At 58.3% G+C, this 14,496-nt stretch carries 16 protein-coding genes; 7 read left to right on the forward strand and 9 right to left on the reverse strand.

Annotation, left to right across the window (positions count from 1 at the left end; translation table 11 throughout):
• Positions 1 to 108: 108 nt before the first annotated feature.
• The 3 genes from K3177_RS13655 to K3177_RS13665 all read left to right on the forward strand — a co-directional run bounded on the left by K3177_RS13655 (position 109) and on the right by K3177_RS13665 (position 2,402).
• Complete coding sequence (locus tag K3177_RS13655; RefSeq protein WP_345725410.1) at positions 109 to 1,128, forward strand: NADP-dependent oxidoreductase; 1,020 nt, start codon at positions 109 to 111, stop codon at positions 1,126 to 1,128.
• 83 nt (positions 1,129 to 1,211) lie between these two features.
• Positions 1,212 to 1,610, forward strand: coding sequence for a nuclear transport factor 2 family protein (locus tag K3177_RS13660; RefSeq protein WP_221598692.1), 399 nt, complete (start codon positions 1,212 to 1,214; stop codon positions 1,608 to 1,610).
• A gap of 51 nt (positions 1,611 to 1,661) precedes the next feature.
• Positions 1,662 to 2,402 (forward strand): SDR family NAD(P)-dependent oxidoreductase, encoded by a 741-nt coding sequence (locus K3177_RS13665; RefSeq protein WP_247714499.1) that lies wholly within the window; start codon positions 1,662 to 1,664, stop codon positions 2,400 to 2,402.
• A 444-nt stretch (positions 2,403 to 2,846) separates the two neighbouring features.
• Here the strand turns inward: K3177_RS13665 and K3177_RS13670 are convergent, their stop codons facing one another.
• Positions 2,847 to 3,593 (reverse strand): SDR family oxidoreductase, encoded by a 747-nt coding sequence (locus K3177_RS13670; RefSeq protein WP_221598694.1) that lies wholly within the window; start codon positions 3,591 to 3,593, stop codon positions 2,847 to 2,849.
• A gap of 29 nt (positions 3,594 to 3,622) precedes the next feature.
• Positions 3,623 to 4,489 (reverse strand): SDR family oxidoreductase, encoded by an 867-nt coding sequence (locus K3177_RS13675; protein WP_221598695.1) that lies wholly within the window; start codon positions 4,487 to 4,489, stop codon positions 3,623 to 3,625.
• A 104-nt stretch (positions 4,490 to 4,593) separates the two neighbouring features.
• On the opposite strand from K3177_RS13675, the gene K3177_RS13680 reads away from it, so the two are divergent.
• On the forward strand, positions 4,594 to 5,499 hold the full coding sequence (locus K3177_RS13680; RefSeq protein ID WP_247714500.1) for a LysR family transcriptional regulator: 906 nt from the start codon (positions 4,594 to 4,596) through the stop codon (positions 5,497 to 5,499).
• A 995-nt stretch (positions 5,500 to 6,494) separates the two neighbouring features.
• On the opposite strand, the gene K3177_RS15390 is transcribed toward K3177_RS13680, so the two are convergent.
• Positions 6,495 to 6,680, reverse strand: coding sequence for an SOS response-associated peptidase (locus K3177_RS15390; RefSeq protein ID WP_247714501.1), 186 nt, complete (start codon positions 6,678 to 6,680; stop codon positions 6,495 to 6,497).
• 511 nt (positions 6,681 to 7,191) lie between these two features.
• Positions 7,192 to 7,365 (reverse strand): hypothetical protein, encoded by a 174-nt coding sequence (locus tag K3177_RS13690; RefSeq protein WP_221598696.1) that lies wholly within the window; start codon positions 7,363 to 7,365, stop codon positions 7,192 to 7,194.
• A gap of 140 nt (positions 7,366 to 7,505) precedes the next feature.
• Here K3177_RS13690 and K3177_RS13695 point away from each other — a divergent pair, with 140 nt between their 5' ends.
• Complete coding sequence (locus tag K3177_RS13695; protein ID WP_103022866.1) at positions 7,506 to 7,697, forward strand: hypothetical protein; 192 nt, start codon at positions 7,506 to 7,508, stop codon at positions 7,695 to 7,697.
• A 260-nt stretch (positions 7,698 to 7,957) separates the two neighbouring features.
• On the opposite strand, the gene K3177_RS13700 is transcribed toward K3177_RS13695, so the two are convergent.
• Both K3177_RS13700 and asd read right to left on the reverse strand, forming a co-directional pair.
• Entirely contained in the window at positions 7,958 to 9,190 is a 1,233-nt protein-coding gene (locus K3177_RS13700; protein WP_221598697.1) for a cation:proton antiporter, read from the reverse strand.
• A gap of 131 nt (positions 9,191 to 9,321) precedes the next feature.
• A complete protein-coding gene (asd, locus tag K3177_RS13705) occupies positions 9,322 to 10,173 on the reverse strand; it encodes an archaetidylserine decarboxylase (RefSeq protein ID WP_221598698.1) in 852 nt (283 codons plus the stop codon).
• Between the two features lie 380 nt (positions 10,174 to 10,553).
• Between asd and K3177_RS13710 the strand changes: the two genes are divergently transcribed.
• Positions 10,554 to 11,165 (forward strand): flavodoxin family protein, encoded by a 612-nt coding sequence (locus K3177_RS13710; RefSeq protein WP_221598699.1) that lies wholly within the window; start codon positions 10,554 to 10,556, stop codon positions 11,163 to 11,165.
• Positions 11,162 to 11,683, forward strand: a complete 522-nt coding sequence (locus K3177_RS13715) for a CinA family protein (RefSeq protein WP_221598700.1) — start codon at positions 11,162 to 11,164, stop codon at positions 11,681 to 11,683. Before K3177_RS13710 ends, K3177_RS13715 begins: the two co-directional genes overlap by 4 nt.
• A 173-nt stretch (positions 11,684 to 11,856) precedes the next feature.
• On the opposite strand, the gene K3177_RS13720 is transcribed toward K3177_RS13715, so the two are convergent.
• Genes K3177_RS13720 through K3177_RS13730 form a run of 3 tightly spaced genes read right to left on the reverse strand, consistent with a single transcriptional unit; the run spans position 11,857 to position 14,491 of the window.
• The gene (locus K3177_RS13720; protein WP_221598701.1) at positions 11,857 to 12,645 is read right to left on the reverse strand and encodes an SDR family NAD(P)-dependent oxidoreductase; all 789 of its coding nucleotides are present in this window, start codon (positions 12,643 to 12,645) and stop codon (positions 11,857 to 11,859) included.
• Complete coding sequence (locus K3177_RS13725; protein WP_221598702.1) at positions 12,642 to 13,835, reverse strand: zinc-dependent alcohol dehydrogenase; 1,194 nt, start codon at positions 13,833 to 13,835, stop codon at positions 12,642 to 12,644. Before K3177_RS13725 ends, K3177_RS13720 begins: the two co-directional genes overlap by 4 nt.
• On the reverse strand, positions 13,835 to 14,491 hold the full coding sequence (locus K3177_RS13730) for an SRPBCC family protein (protein ID WP_221598703.1): 657 nt from the start codon (positions 14,489 to 14,491) through the stop codon (positions 13,835 to 13,837). The genes K3177_RS13725 and K3177_RS13730 overlap by 1 nt, the downstream gene beginning before the upstream one ends.
• Positions 14,492 to 14,496: the final 5 nt, after the last annotated feature.

Here is a 14,496-nt window from a genome sequence, read left to right on the forward strand (position 1 = left end):
CAGATTCATAACGAGCATTATATAGACATTGACACCTCCTGTCGAGTTAAGTAACGACCGTTACGTAACAAGCGTTATAGCCTGTAAATTATATTAGGAATCATGATCGTGACGTCATCGAACCGGAAATACACATTGGCAGCCCGCCCTCAGGGCGCTGCCAAACTGAGCGACTTTGAACTGGTGGAAGATGCGGTCCCCTCAATCGGCGAGGGTCAAGTGCTGTTCCGCAACACCCTGATCTCGATCGACCCGTATCAGCGTAACCTGATGGGCAACGGTTCGTCGGAATGGCCGGCAATCGAGATCGGAGATCCGATGGGCGGACCGACCGTGGGCGTCATCGAGCAAAGCCGCAACCCTGATTTCTCGGTAGGGGACTACATTCAGTCGTGGTCCGGTTGGCAGGACTATGCCGTGTCTGACGGCTCCGACCTGCGTAAGCTCGATCCCCAAGAAGCACCGCTCTCGACAGCGCTGGGGCCGCTCGGACTGACCGGCTTCACCGCCTGGTACGGTATGACCAAGGTCCATGACTTTAAGCCTGGTGGCACGCTGGTCGTTACAGGTGCAGCGGGCGCAGTCGGCTCTACTGCGGCGCAACTGGGCAAGCTGCGCGGGATGCGCGTCGTAGGCGTCGCCGGTGGTCCCGAGAAAACGCGTTATCTCAAGGAGGAGCTCGGCCTCGATGACGCAATCGACTATAAGGCCGCCGACTTTGAGGAGCAGGTTGCGCGTGCTTTGCCGAACGGCATCGACGCGTTCTACGAGAATGTCGGCGGACCGATATTTCCGGTGCTGATGGAGCACTTCAATACCGATGCGAAAATGACGCTGTGCGGTACTATCTCCGACTATAGCGACACCGAGTTGCCGGAGGGAACCAACTATCTGCCGCGGCTCATCACCATCATCCACTACCGGTTTTTGAGCATCAAGGCGTTTGCCACGCCATACGTCATGGACACTTTCCCCGAGTTCCTCGCGGAAATGATCCCGCTAATTACCAGTGGGAAGATCAAACACCGAGAAGAGTTCGTCGACGGATTCGACAAGCTGCCGACCACTTTCCTCACCCTCTTTGATGGCAGCCATAGCGGCAAGAAGCTGATCGTCCGCAACGACTGACGCCGCCGCCCCCATCGGCGTCGGGTATTACCTCCCCCGCAATGCCCGGCGCCGAACTCCCATTCTTTCGAAAGATAAACGCGATGAGCATCCAAGATAACAAACAGCTCGTGCAGGATTACATGGCCAACTTCGGCCGCTCAGATATCGACGGCTTGCTGGCGATGATGACCGACGATTTCACCTGGACGATCGTCGGCAAGCCGCACCTCTCGCCCTTTGTCGGCACCAAGTCCAAGGTCGAGATCGCCGAGCTTTGGCACGGCTTATACGAGGCGCTCGACGGTCCTTTGACGATGTCGGTGACTGGCATGATCGCGGAGGGCGACCAGGTTGCGACCGAAGTAGTGTCGGATGGCCGCACTCACGATGGCAAGCTGTATGCCAACGCCTACCACTTCGTGATCACCCTGCGTGACGGCCATCTGGCAGCCGTCCGAGAGTATACGGATCTTGCACACGCGACAGAGATATTCGGCTGACCGGCGACAAGCGGTGCTTGGCCCACACTTTAGAATGAGAAGAGAATGATAATGCCTTATCTTGAAGGTAAGCGCGCCTTGGTTACGGGCGGCTCGCGCGGCATCGGTGCCGCCATCGCAGTCGCGTTGGCCGAGGCCGGTGCGGATGTGGCGATCAGCTACGAACATGCCGCCGATCGCGCGCAGGGTATCGTCGCGAAGATCAAGGCAAAGGGTCGACGTGCACTCGCGGTCCAGGCGAGCGCCGCCGACCCCACCGCCGTACGCGCCTTGGTCGATAAGACCGCAGAGGCATTCGGTGGACTCGACATTCTCGTAAACAACGTCGGCACCTCCCGGGTCGGACCACTTGCCGAGATGTCACTGGAAGACATCGACACGCTTCTGAATGTCAATCTTCGCGGTGCCATCCTCACCGTACAGGCGGCAATCCCACTACTGAGCGATGGCGGGCGCGTTATCTTGATTGGCTCCAACGTTGCCGAACGTGTGCCATTTCCGGACCTCACACTGTACGCAACGACCAAGTCTGCGCAGCTCGCATTGACACGCGGCCTCGCTCACGAGCTCGCGCCTCGTAATATCACCGTCAACGTCGTTCAGCCCGGCCCAATCGATACCGAGCTCAACCCTGCCGATGGTCCGGCCTTCGAGCTCAACCGTGGGTTCACCGCACTCAAGCGCTACGGCACTGTGGACGAGATTGCGGCGGCAGTGGTGTTTGTGGCGAGCCCCGGTGCTGCCTTCATGACCGGATCTGCGCTAACCGTTGACGGCGGCTTCAACGCCTGACCTGCGGCTTTTGCCGCCGGTATCGGTTACCGGGCCGTCCCGTTTGAGGGTGCGGCGATGCAGGGCTGGCCCTTGCGGCGGTGTTCATCCTTTCGAGGAACCGCCATGCAGCCGGGCTGAGAGAGCCGTGCCCGAATGTCTGAACCCGCCATATCATGTTTCTATCGTCGACTAATGTTTTGTTACGCAGTTCTTCACTAGCGTTCACGTTTAGAACGTCTGTTTGGTCTCGTTCCATCCCAAGGACAGACCCCTCGCGGCCCAAATCATGCTGTTTCAGGATAACCATGGAAGCGGACGCTTTTTGAGGAAATAATAACGGCGGCGCAGGGCAGCCGGAAAATCACTGCCGCTCTGACGGATCAGCACGGTAGGCGACATATCCTCACCGATTATCGAACGCGTGAAAGGCTGGCGGTCATCTTCGCGACCGCCAGTTTTCGGCTATTTGGCTTGCGATAACGCCACTGCGTCAGGACCCGCCGGCAGGCTCGCAGATGTGTTTGGGTTGGTCACTGCTTCCCAAACCGCTTCTGCGACGTCGTCGGCGGAAGTGACCGGCCCGGTATCGGATTGCCAACCCGCGAAGATGCGCTCGGCAAGCGGCGCGTAGGGTTCCGGAATTGCGCCTTTCATCCGGTTGCTTGCATTTTCTATTAAGCTGGTGTCGGGCGCGCGACCGGGCAGAACGGTGCGGACACGAATGCCGAAGGATTCTAGCTCCATCGCCATGCTGTCGCTCCACGCATTCACCGCCGCCTTGCTCGCCGTATAGATCGAAAGCAGCGGCAGCGAGCCGTAGGTCACCGACGAGGTGACGTTGACGATAGTTCCATTCCCGCGCTCCCGCATCTGCGGTAGGACGGCTTGCGTCATGGCGATCGTGCCCAGCGTGTTCGTTTCGAACAGTTCGCGCGCAACCGTGATAGGTGTGCCTTCGACCGCGCCGAGCAACCCGATACCCGCATTGTTGACCAAGGCATCGATCGGCCCCGCCGCTTCGATGGCTCGCGCGATGCTCTCCGGATCCGTGACGTCGAGGGCGATCACCCGGATGCGATCGGTTTGCAGCAGAACATCTTCGCGCTGCGTGCGCATGGTTGCGACGACATCCCAGCCCCGCTCGGCGAAAAGTCTGGCAGTCGCCAGGCCGAAGCCTGACGAGCACCCTGTGATGAGTATGGTGGACATGGAAGTATCCTTTTGTTTCTTGGAGGGCGTCACGCGGCGGCCAGCGCCTCGGCCGTTTCGCGGTACTGATGCAGCGGGCGGCCGAGCATCGCGGTCAGCCGGTCGGTATCGCCAGCCTCTGGAATCATCCCATGGCTGACATAGCGCTCTGCCATCAGGCGCATTTCATAGGCCTGCCAAGCAGGCATGAACCCGGACATGTTCTGCTCGAACCCGCTGGGATCATCACCGCCATACGCGACTTGACGGCCCAACACCTCAGACCAGATGGCAGCTACGCGTTCGCCTGTTAGGTTCTCAGGGCCGACCACATTGATCGTCTCGATCGGCAGCGGACCATCCGCATCGTGGCGGCGAACCAGCTCAATCGCAGCGACCTCGCCAATGTCGCTTGCATTGACCATGGCGACGCCCTTGCCGCCGATCGGCATCGGATAGATGCCGTGGTTCACGATGACATCCTTCACCATTGCTTCGTTATCGATGAAATATGTCGGGCGCAGGATCGTGGCCCCGAAATCCATCTGCTCTAGCATCCGCTCCGTCCCGCGCTTCACCGCAAAATGCGGCACGTTCACGGCCCCCTCCGCGTCGAAGACCGAGAGATAGACGATGCGGTCGATCCCCATCTCCCGTGCGACGTTCAGTGTGACGATCGCCTGCGTAAACTCGTCGCCGGTCACGGCATTGAGCAGGAACAGCGTCGATACGTCCGACATGGCCGAACGCAGCGCATCGAGATCGAGCAGGTCGCCCTGCGCTACCTCGACGCGGTCAGGGAAGTCGGCTTTAGACGAGTCCCGGGACAGAACCCGGGCGGGCGCATCGCGCTTGACCAGCTGGTCGACGACATGGCGGCCGACGCGGCCGGTGGCTCCAGTAACAAGAATGGTCATGATAGTGTCTCCTCGAAAATGCCTTGTTGACGAGGAGAATGTGGTCGATCCATACGCGGTCCACTAGCCGCATAGTTTGAACGCGCCGTCTCACAGGTGGAACGATGATGGACCTGATTGCACTTGCCGACTTCACGCTGGTTGCGCGCCATGGCGGCTTTGGCAAAGCCGCCCGCGCCGCGAACCGGCCGAAGGCGACGCTGTCGCGACGGGTGGCCGAACTGGAGGCGAGCCTTAATCTGCGCCTTTTCGATCGTGGTCCGCGCGATCTCAAGCTGACTGAGGAAGGGCGCGCCCTGTCCGAACGCGCCGGCGCGTTGCTGGCCGAGCTCGAGGAGACGACCCGGTCCATCGCGTCGGGCAGCGATCAACCCCGGGGAACGCTGCGGATCAGCGCGCCGCTATTATTCTCTCAGACCGCGATGGGCCGTCTGGCGGCAGAGTATGCCGCGAAATATCCCGAAGTGCGCCTTGAGGTGACGAGCGAAGACCGGCCCGTCGATATGATCGAGGAAGGCTATGACCTTGCCATAAGAGTCAATCCAGACCCCGATGAAGCGTTGGTGGGCCGCGCGTTTCTTAAAGACAGGCTGGTGGTGGTGGCTGCGCCGACTTTCTCCCGGCCCGATCGCGGGCCGGTGCGGGCCTTGGTTCGCGGTAACGACAGGTCGGACCAATGGTCGATGGAAACGTCGTCGGGGCGCGTCAGTATTCCGGTCGAGCCGGTGCTACGCTTCTCTTCTCTCGTTATGATCCACGACGCGGTCCGTGCCGGGGCCGGCATGTCCCAGCTTCCAGTCTCACTGGTCGCTGGTGATCTGGCGGCAGGCCGCCTTGTAAAGTGGGGAGAGATTGAAGGGTCGGACGTCGCGCTCTGGGCGCTCTACCCATCTCGTCGTCTCCTGAGCGCCAGAGTTTCCGCCTTTCTTGAATTGCTCGGATCGGCTTTCCCAATGGCGGCGCCTGAGGAACTGACGGCCTACGTCGATATGCAATCGTTTCGCAATTGAGGGCTGTGATTGACGGTCCGGCGCGCTCTCCCATTGATCATAATCGGATGGTTCGAACTACAGCACGAGCGGCTGAATTGAACAGTTGAACGCTGGCAGCGGACAGTCCGCTATCGGCCCAAAAGCCGTCCGGCAACTGTTGGCGAAAGCTGCCGGACGGCTTTGCGCCCTAATTTCGGTCATTGGGGGCGGTATCCGAGATGCCCGAAAGCGGACATTTGCCGATTGCGGGCGCTATTCGATGGCTAGTGAATAGCTCGAATACAATCTAACGGCCCGGGCCGGAGTTGTTCTTCTATCGGCATTTGGAGGACAGGCGGTTCGATAACTCCGGTCCGCGAATTCTACATGCCGTCGGGGGCAATGAAAGTTCCCACAACACGTCTGGCATAGAAGGATATGTGCAACAGACGGCGTTCCGCGGTGTCGGCTAATACCGCCGAATCTAAACAATCATGTGCGTCGTACACTGGTGAGCAAGCAGCATCACCTTCGTCATTCAATCCCACGATGAGCCATCACATCGAACGGGCTTGGATCCCGACCTTTCCACTCCCAACGGCACATTTCGTAGAATGGGACCCATTTATTAGGCAACGGTGAGATCGGTCGGAAAATCGTGCCATCGCGCAAAAGAATTAGCGATCGATCACCGTCCGGCAACACCCGTCTCGCCCCATCATGGCGGACCCAATCGTCTTCCAGTTTGATATCATCTGGCAACATGTGCACCATGGTCGGATGACGAATAAACATAGCGGATGAATCCTAGCTAGAACCACATTATATCGCGCGATGCAGATCAGGTACAAAACCTCAGCCTTCACCGGATTTCGGATCGCTTCGGAGTGTCTTGGCAGCCCAGGGACTGCACCTGTTCCAAGGATGAACCCTTTTGGCAAACCTGCCACCTTGACGGAAATGCCCCAGTAAGCCGGCTCCGCGCATCGAGTGTTTTGGACCCACAGCGTTGTCTAGGCTGCCAATTTCCGCTCCTACTGCGCTGACTTACGAAACCACGGCTCGTCGGTGCGATTGATGGTGAGGTCGCCTGCCCATGCCGTGCACAGCGCCTTTGCATTTTCTGACGCGCCATTCTGCCACGTGTCGTAGTCGTCAGGGTTGAGAATTACCGGCATGCGGGTGTGGACGTAAGCCGCGTCGCCCGCGGCATCGGTCATCTCATAGACCGGACTTCACCATTCGCAATTACCGCGCCAGGATAGCCGGGGTAAACTTCCGTGCTGAAGTTTGCACCTGTTGCCGCGTTATTGGCGGAGAACCACTTCGCCACCTCGTCGATGTTCTTTGACATACGGTAGAGATTGCACATCGCGCTGGCTCAAGGCGACGAACAAGTCCCGTCATCAATCATACAACGCCCGCATCATACCCAATCCGCTAAAGCGAAACCTGACTGGCCCCTCGCATCCTTCGGTCAGGCGACATACCGATCGCTTGTTCCATAGGTCGTAATCACGACCCTTGATGGCGGCCAGCGCTTCTAGATCGATATCTTTCCACTTCTTGCATTGGCCAGCACAACACGCCCGAACGGTCGCGCCTGCGTCTATCAAGGCCCCGAGGTTCTCGGTCCAGGCTGGCCGGAGAGGTGCGTTCTTTCCCATGGCGGGCGTAGAACATGATGAGAACGATTCGGGAAGTTGCTCTGATGATATTGGGATGCCTCAGCTAGGTCGGCGTTTCTTCACGATCTGGATATTCTCCCGGGGTCGCTGTGCCTTGGTTTTTCAGAGCCTGGCTGTTCTCTTCCGATAACTCCGTGTTCGACGTGCGAGCGTCTTTGTCAGATGATTGCTCTTTGGCTCCACCTTCATCCAGACGTTTGTGATCCTCTTCCATCATGGGTGCTCTCCGGAATGCTGTGTTTGCACAAGGGGGGCCCGATTGGCCCGCCACTACGCGATTAAATATTAGCGGCGGTGCCTACTGGCTGCTCCTGTCGATGGCTCGGAGCCTCGCGAGAGATCTTTTCCACCCGGCGTATGGCCGCTTCGCTGAATCTGGCCTTGATCTTCGTCAAGACGGCCGTCTCGATGGTCGGCTTCGCGAAGGCGCGTCTGCTTGGGTTCTCCTGGAAAGTCGTCGATGTTTTTCAGATCATCATTCGCATTATCGTTTTTGCGCTCACCCATGTTTATTCCTTTCTTAAAAACCCCATCTGCCTGGGGTCTTGAAGAAGCGTGTGAACGACATCGATTGTTCCGGTGAGCGCAATAACTTCGCGGCGCCGGCCGATTCCTCGCCTTGGCGCTGCTGGCGGGCGGCGAAGCCGCGCGTCCATGAAGCAGTCGATCACCTTGCCGCTCGTGGATACGTAGCATCAAGCTGGAAGGGAAAGAGCTTGTCAGAGCGCCGCGGGCCATACCGGATTAGTCGCGGTCAGGATTACGTAACTACGCCAAAGAACTGGACAGCGGCGACGCTTTGGAACGCGTCATTTTTCCTCGATCACTCGCTCCACAGCAAGACCTGCGGTCAGACCATGAACCAAGGTCGAAACGACGATCGTAAAGGCAATGGTCGCCCACAGCGCTCCCTCGTTGACAAGCTCGACATGGTGCCCGGCATAGGCGAGGTAGTAGATGGATCCGATCCCCCGCACGCCGTAGAATGCCATTACCGCGCGTGCGCGCCATCGCAGACCAAGTCCCGAGAGCGCGAACCACGCGGCAACTGGTCTGACGACAAAGATCAGGGCAACCGCGACGATCATCTCCGGCCATCCGAGATATGGCCATAGGCTCGGCAGTGCTGCGCCCAGCGCCACGAGTAATAGAGCGGTAAGCGTGTGTTCGATGGATTGGGAGAAATCGTGCAATCGCTGGTGAAAGTCGTTTTCGGATTCTTCCCGCCGTAATACCAGGCCAGCGACAAATGCTGCAATGAAGCCGTATCCCTCGATCAGTTCGGTCAGCCCATAGGCAAGGATCACGCCAGCGAAGGCTACGAAGCCTGTCTGGGTTTTCGAAAGGGCATTTCCTTCGGGCCAGTCGAACAGCGACTTGCCCAACAGCCAGCCCACAGCAGCACCACCCGCTGCACCGACGATCACGCGATAGAACACGTCCCGCAACGCCCACTCGGTGAACACACCGACGCTCAACGCGCCCGCGGTTGCGATCAATATTCCCAGATGGACGAATGGGAATGCCAGCCCGTCGTTGAGACCTGCTTCAGTCGTTAGCGCGAATTGAACCTGATGCTCACCGCCCTCTGTCGGGCGACCAACCTGCACTTCACCTGCAAGGACCGGATCGGTGGGCGACAACACTGCTCCGAGCAAAAGCGCCCCTGCCAGGGTCATGCCAGCGGCCTGCCATCCAACCAGTGCGAGTGCCAGGATCGTGAGCGGCATGGCAATCACGAGCAGCCGGAACGTTGGCTTCCACAAATCTCGACCGACAAGCCGGTCAATTCGCAGACCAGTCCCGAACAGACCGAGGATGACGCAAATCTCGGCTGCCTTCTCCCAAATTTGCGGAGACTCCACGGGATTGATGGCGTCAGGCATGCCAGGCACCCATGCGAACGCGGCAAATCCGCCAAGGACGAGAAGAGCCGAAGCGGCAGGTTCGCGGCCAGAAATAAAACGTGGCGACCAGTAGGAGACGATGATCGCCAAGCCAGCCGTGGCGAGCAACACGTGATAGGGATCGAAGCCGAACATGATACCCTCACTTGCTCTGGACGGGTGGAGCACCTCCCCCGTTCAACGGTAATGGGCTTTCCGGAAGGGCAAAGCAAACGAGGGGGTAAAATATTGCGTTAGTGGGGCGTCGCGTTGAACTGATCCAAGGCTTAACGTGCTTCGTTGCCCATGCACTCACCCAGTCGAACGGACCGTTCCGGTATCCATGTTTCGTTGAAGCGGATGGCGTTCTTCCGAAACAGGGTAATCACTGTCGATCCAAGTAAAAACCGTCCCATCTCCTCGCCCTTCCGCAGGCGTATGGATTGGTCGCTGTATGTCCATCTATTTTGCAATCCGGTACGTTTGGGATTGACGATGCCATGCCACACAGTCGCCATGCTGCCGACTATCGTCGCCCCGACAAGCACCATCACAAAAGGCCCATGCTCTTCGGAGTGAAATTCGCAAATCACCCGTTCATTACGCGCAAAGAGCCCCGGCACGGAACGTGCTGTCGCCGGATTGACGGAAAACAGACTGCCTGGGACGTAAACCATTTGGACCAGAGTGCCGGTGCAAGGCATGTGTATGCGGTGATAATCGCGCGGAGAAAGGTACAGGTTGGCGAAGCAACCGTGGTGAAACTGGTCAGCGAGCACGGCATCGCCGCCCAGCAGTTCCGTCACTGTATATCTGTGACCTTTGGCCTGGATGATGTGGGCATCGTCGATGGCACCGAGTTTGCTGATAGCGCCATCGACTGGCGAGACGAAGTCCGCATCTGCCAGGGGTCGGCTCCCGGGCTTCAGTGGCCTAGTGAAGAAGTCGTTGAAGCTTGCATAGCTCGCAACATCCGGGGTCAAGGCCTCCTCCATGTTCACGCCGTATTTCTTGACGAACCATCGGATAAGTCTCGTCGTGTGCGACCCGGCAGTCGCCCGGGCGACGCGACCAGCGAACTCGGTGACGATGCGCTTGGGAATGAGATATTGCATGAATGCATTGTTGCGTTGCGTCATACCGAACCTCGTTTAGCTCTTAAATCATGCGCTGGATGGTCGGGCTGCGCAGTGCCGACCACTCAACAGTGTATCATCGCAGCAGGAGTTCCGTGATTGCAAAGGGAACGGGCAACGAGGCAGAAACGTTCACTGTCCAAATGCTTACAGTGAACTTCAGCAATGTTCGCGGCGGACGCGCGAGCGTCGTGGGCGCGATGCCGAAATGCAGGGAACGCGACAGACGCGCTATTGCCCAGGCTCAGGTCTTATCGCCCCTTTAACGCGTTGGTACCCGAAAGACCGTGGTAAGAGATACATGTGCTGTCGAAAAATAGCGAACCGGAACTTTGAACCCACTGAAGCAGCGTTAGTCACCCAGCGAATGAGAGAGTATTGGAATGGTTAAACTCAAAGCAATCGCTCTAAATGGGTCGCTAAAGGCCTCTTCGAACGAACAATCTTCGACCGACGCGCTCATCAACCTCCTTGCGGAAAAATTCTCCGGCATGGAGATCGAAGTTAGTCCAACGATCCGTCTCGTTGATCACGATATCAAGCCCGGCGTAACCTCTGATGAAGGTAGCGATGATGCCTGGCCTGAAATTCGAGATGAAATCCTGGCGCACGATATCCTCATCTTCGGGACACCAATCTGGATGGGTCAGATGTCAAGTGTCGCGAAACGTGCGCTGGAGCGCATGGATGCTTTCGTTGAGGAAACAGATGATCAGGGGCGCATGCCAAGTTACTCGAAGGTGGCTGTTGTCGCGGTTGTCGGAAACGAGGATGGCGCGCATAGCGTCGCAGCGACTGCCTTTCAGGCACTTAACGATACCGGCTTCACTATCCCAGCCGTTGCGGCGTGTTACTGGGTTGGTGAAGCTATGGGATCTGTCGACTTCAAAGATCTGAAATCCACACCTTCGAAAATCGCCGAAACTGCCGCAATGGTGACTTCAAACGCTGCGCATCTCGCACGGCTGCTGAAAGCGGACAACTATCCTGGTTGAACAAGGCAATGACAAAACACGCATTCGCCACCTTGGTGCATGATCTGGGCGAGCTTTTGCTGCCGGGCCATTTCAAGATCGCGACGGCGGAGAGCTGCACCGGCGGAATGCTTGCATGCGCAATCGTGTCGGACGTTGATGCAAGCTCCATCCTGGAGCGCGCCTTCGTCGTTTATACGGTCGATGCAAAGTGTGACATGCTTGGGCTGGAGCGGGACCGCGTTGAAGAATGCGGGGGCGTTGCAAAAGATGTAGCGATAGCCATGGCAAGATCCGCGTTACAAAAAAGTGGCGCGGATCTTGCCGTCGCGATTACTGGCTTCGCTGGGCCGCGAGAAGGCGATGAAGAGGTTGGGCTGATCCATATTGCTACTGCATATGCGCAAGGGGTCTGCCACAAGGCTCTCCATCTTGGCGACATTGGTCGAAAAGCAGCGTGCGAGCAGGCTGTCGCGGCAGCTCTCGAAATGATGATTGAAGTATCGCGCGCCTTCTTCGCGGCACGAACCTCTGCCTAGCGCAACGGTGAACCGTCCAAAATTCCATCCCGATGCTTAATTGCGACCGAACGGGCGCGTGGCTGCGATCTCGCGGTATCAATTTGCTCTAGCGAGACTGGGAAAGCGGGAGTTCATTACTCGCGGTTTGAATCCAGACGAGAGCGACGGACCAACGACCGCGCCCGATCGTGTCAGGGCTTAGCCAGGTGGCGGTGCATCTGGGCAACTAACTCTTCCGGGAGAAGGTCCGCGAACAAATCCTGAATTTTGTTCATGATTCCGCTGACCTCCTGAGTATCGCCCTTCAGCAGTGCGTTGTACCCATCGCGTGCTACCTTGGCAGGGTCGGCCTTGTCCTTCATTTGACCTGCGCGTGTATCCTCCATGCCCGCGCGTTCGAAAAATTGCGTATCGGTAACTCCCGGCATCAGGCAGGTGACAACAACGCTCGTGGATTTGAGCTCGTTGGCTAATCCGACACAAAAGTCGTTTATGAAGGCCTTGGTGGAATTGTAGACAAGCTGATACGCTCCAGGCATATCGCCAGCGATCGAGCCGGTTACGAGTATCCGGCCCTTATCGCGCAGCACCATACCGCCACCAATCCTATGAATGAGCGAAACGGTGCCCGTTATATTGGTGTCGATAACATGAGCGATCTCGTCCCACTTCTGGGTAAGGAAGGCTTCCCCCAGACCATGGCCGGCGTTAGCCATTAATCCGTCTACCGTTCGGCTGCCGATCTTTTCGATAACGCGATCGATGCCGTCCACGGTGGCCAGATCGACCTCCAGGGTCTCAACTTCCGATGCGCCGCATTGCTGAACAACCCTTTTTGCGTCGCCCAGGTCTCGATCAGCGACCAGAAGCAACGCCGCGCCGTCCTGCGCCGCGAGCTTGGCTAATTCCAAGCCGATGCCGCTCGATGCTCCTGTGACGACGTAAAAACCTGAAAGCTTTTCGACGGAATTCTTGGTCATACGCCTGCCTGCCTTTCCATGCCGGGCTTAAGGATCACCTTTGTCCATGTGTCCTGTTCTTCGCGGAAGCATTTGTAGCCGCGCGCCGCGTCTTCGAGCGGCAACCGATGCGAAATCAGGAATGTCGTATCGAGCGTGCCGTCCTCGATCTTTTCGAGCAGATCCTTGGTGTAGCGCTGGACGTGGGTCTGTCCGCTGCGAACCTGGAGTCCCTTCTCCATCAGCGCACCAAGCGGGAATTTGTCGGTCATCCCCCCATAGACGCCGGGGATCGACACCCGGCCGCCCGGACGCACTGCCAGAATGGCCTGCTTCAAGGCGCTCGCACGATCGGCGCCAATGCCGACCTTCTGTTTGGCGATGTCGATCATGTTATCGATCGCGAAGCCATGCGCTTCCATGCCGACAGCGTCGATCACCGCGTCGCAGCCCATTCCTCCCGACATTTCCATCAGAGCTTCGCGCACGTCGGTCGTGCGGAAATTGATGACTTCTGCGCCCAATTGCTTCGCCAGTTCGAGCCGGTGAGGGTAATGATCTATCGCGATCACCTTGCTTGCCCCCATCACGATCGCAGACTGTATCGCGAATAGACCGACCGGGCCGCAGCCCCATACAGCCACGGTGTCGTCGTGCTGGATCTCGGCATTTTCTGCCCCCATCCAGCCAGTTGGGAGGATGTCGGAAAGGAACAGGACCTTCTCGTCTTCAAGATGATCGGGTATCACGATCGGCCCGACATCGGAGAATGGCACGCGGACATATTCCGCCTGTCCACCCGAATAGCCGCCGGTCAGATGCGAATAGCCGAACAGCGCGGCCATCGGGTGGCCGTACAGTGTGGCGGACATGTCCTGCTTTTCGGCCGGGTTCGAGTTCTCGCACGCGGAGTATTGCTTGATCTGGCAGTGGAAGCAGCCGCCGCAGCTGATCGTGAAGGGAACGACCACGCGCTGGCCCTTCTTGAGCGTGCTGTCCTTGCCAGTTTCCACGACCTCACCCATGAATTCGTGGCCGAGCACATCGCCCGGCGCCACGCCGGGGATGACGCCATCATACAGGTGCAGGTCCGACCCGCAGATCGCAGTCGAGGTGATTTTGAGGATCGCGTCACGCGGATTGATGATTTCTGGATCGGGCACGCTGTCCACGCGGACGTCGTGCGTTCCGTGCCATGTGAGTGCGCGCATTATGCGTTCTCCTGCTGTTTTGCTTTACGCGTTTCGTTTTTCCGATGCGCGGACGTGGCAATCTCGCCGGTTTCCATCAACATCTTGAAACGCTTGAGGTCGTGCCGGGCCTGGACTTCGGGTTCGCGCAGGAAGGCCTTGGCGATTCCCCGTCCGATGGCGCCGCCCGGTGCATCATATTCCATCCGTAGGGAGACGCGGGTGCCGCGATCGCCGGGTGCCTCGATGAAGGTCACCTCACCGGTAGTCTCGATATCCGAACCCTCGACCGATGCCCAAGCAATCCGTTCGTTCTCGACAGCGTCGGTGATCTCGGTCTTCAGATCCACCATTGTCCCGGCGGGCGCTTTGATTGTCCAGGTGGCGCGGTCCTTCGCACCACCCTCCTTCGTGATCTGCTCGACGTTCTCCATGAACTCGGGCAAATTTCCGAAGTCCCGCCAGTAGGCATACAGCTCGGCGGCGGGCCTGCGGATAGTGACTGTGCGACCCACAAGCGCGTGTTCGCCGTGGTTCTTACGGCGGGCCATTTTCGGCGCATTGTCGCTTCCGCCCTCATGCCGGCGGGACAGGAAAGCCCCGAAGGCGACAGCGCCCAGCGCAACGCCCGCCGCGGCGACACTTCCCGCAATCCCGATTTCTCGATTGTTTTTCATGTTGG

It is taken from the genome of Qipengyuania pacifica, from assembly GCF_019711555.1.
GTDB classification, from domain to species: Bacteria; Pseudomonadota; Alphaproteobacteria; order Sphingomonadales; family Sphingomonadaceae; genus Qipengyuania; species Qipengyuania pacifica.

Excerpts from the sequence above, each read along its gene's own strand:
- K3177_RS13660 (WP_221598692.1), top strand. The coding sequence starts at position 1,212 with ATGAGCATCCAAGATAACAAACAGCTCGTGCAGGATTACATGGCCAAC.
- K3177_RS13665 (WP_247714499.1), top strand. The coding sequence starts at position 1,662 with ATGCCTTATCTTGAAGGTAAGCGCGCCTTGGTTACGGGCGGCTCGCGC.
- K3177_RS13670 (WP_221598694.1), bottom strand. The coding sequence starts at position 3,593 with ATGTCCACCATACTCATCACAGGGTGCTCGTCAGGCTTCGGCCTGGCG.
- K3177_RS13675 (WP_221598695.1), bottom strand. The coding sequence starts at position 4,489 with ATGACCATTCTTGTTACTGGAGCCACCGGCCGCGTCGGCCGCCATGTC.
- K3177_RS13680 (WP_247714500.1), top strand. The coding sequence starts at position 4,594 with ATGATGGACCTGATTGCACTTGCCGACTTCACGCTGGTTGCGCGCCAT.
- K3177_RS15390 (WP_247714501.1), bottom strand. The coding sequence starts at position 6,680 with ATGACCGATGCCGCGGGCGACGCGGCTTACGTCCACACCCGCATGCCG.
- K3177_RS13690 (WP_221598696.1), bottom strand. The coding sequence starts at position 7,365 with ATGATGGAAGAGGATCACAAACGTCTGGATGAAGGTGGAGCCAAAGAG.
- K3177_RS13695 (WP_103022866.1), top strand. The coding sequence starts at position 7,506 with ATGGCCGCTTCGCTGAATCTGGCCTTGATCTTCGTCAAGACGGCCGTC.
- K3177_RS13700 (WP_221598697.1), bottom strand. The coding sequence starts at position 9,190 with ATGTTCGGCTTCGATCCCTATCACGTGTTGCTCGCCACGGCTGGCTTG.
- asd (WP_221598698.1), bottom strand. The coding sequence starts at position 10,173 with ATGACGCAACGCAACAATGCATTCATGCAATATCTCATTCCCAAGCGC.
- K3177_RS13710 (WP_221598699.1), top strand. The coding sequence starts at position 10,554 with ATGGTTAAACTCAAAGCAATCGCTCTAAATGGGTCGCTAAAGGCCTCT.
- K3177_RS13720 (WP_221598701.1), bottom strand. The coding sequence starts at position 12,645 with ATGACCAAGAATTCCGTCGAAAAGCTTTCAGGTTTTTACGTCGTCACA.
- K3177_RS13725 (WP_221598702.1), bottom strand. The coding sequence starts at position 13,835 with ATGCGCGCACTCACATGGCACGGAACGCACGACGTCCGCGTGGACAGC.
- K3177_RS13730 (WP_221598703.1), bottom strand. The coding sequence starts at position 14,491 with ATGAAAAACAATCGAGAAATCGGGATTGCGGGAAGTGTCGCCGCGGCG.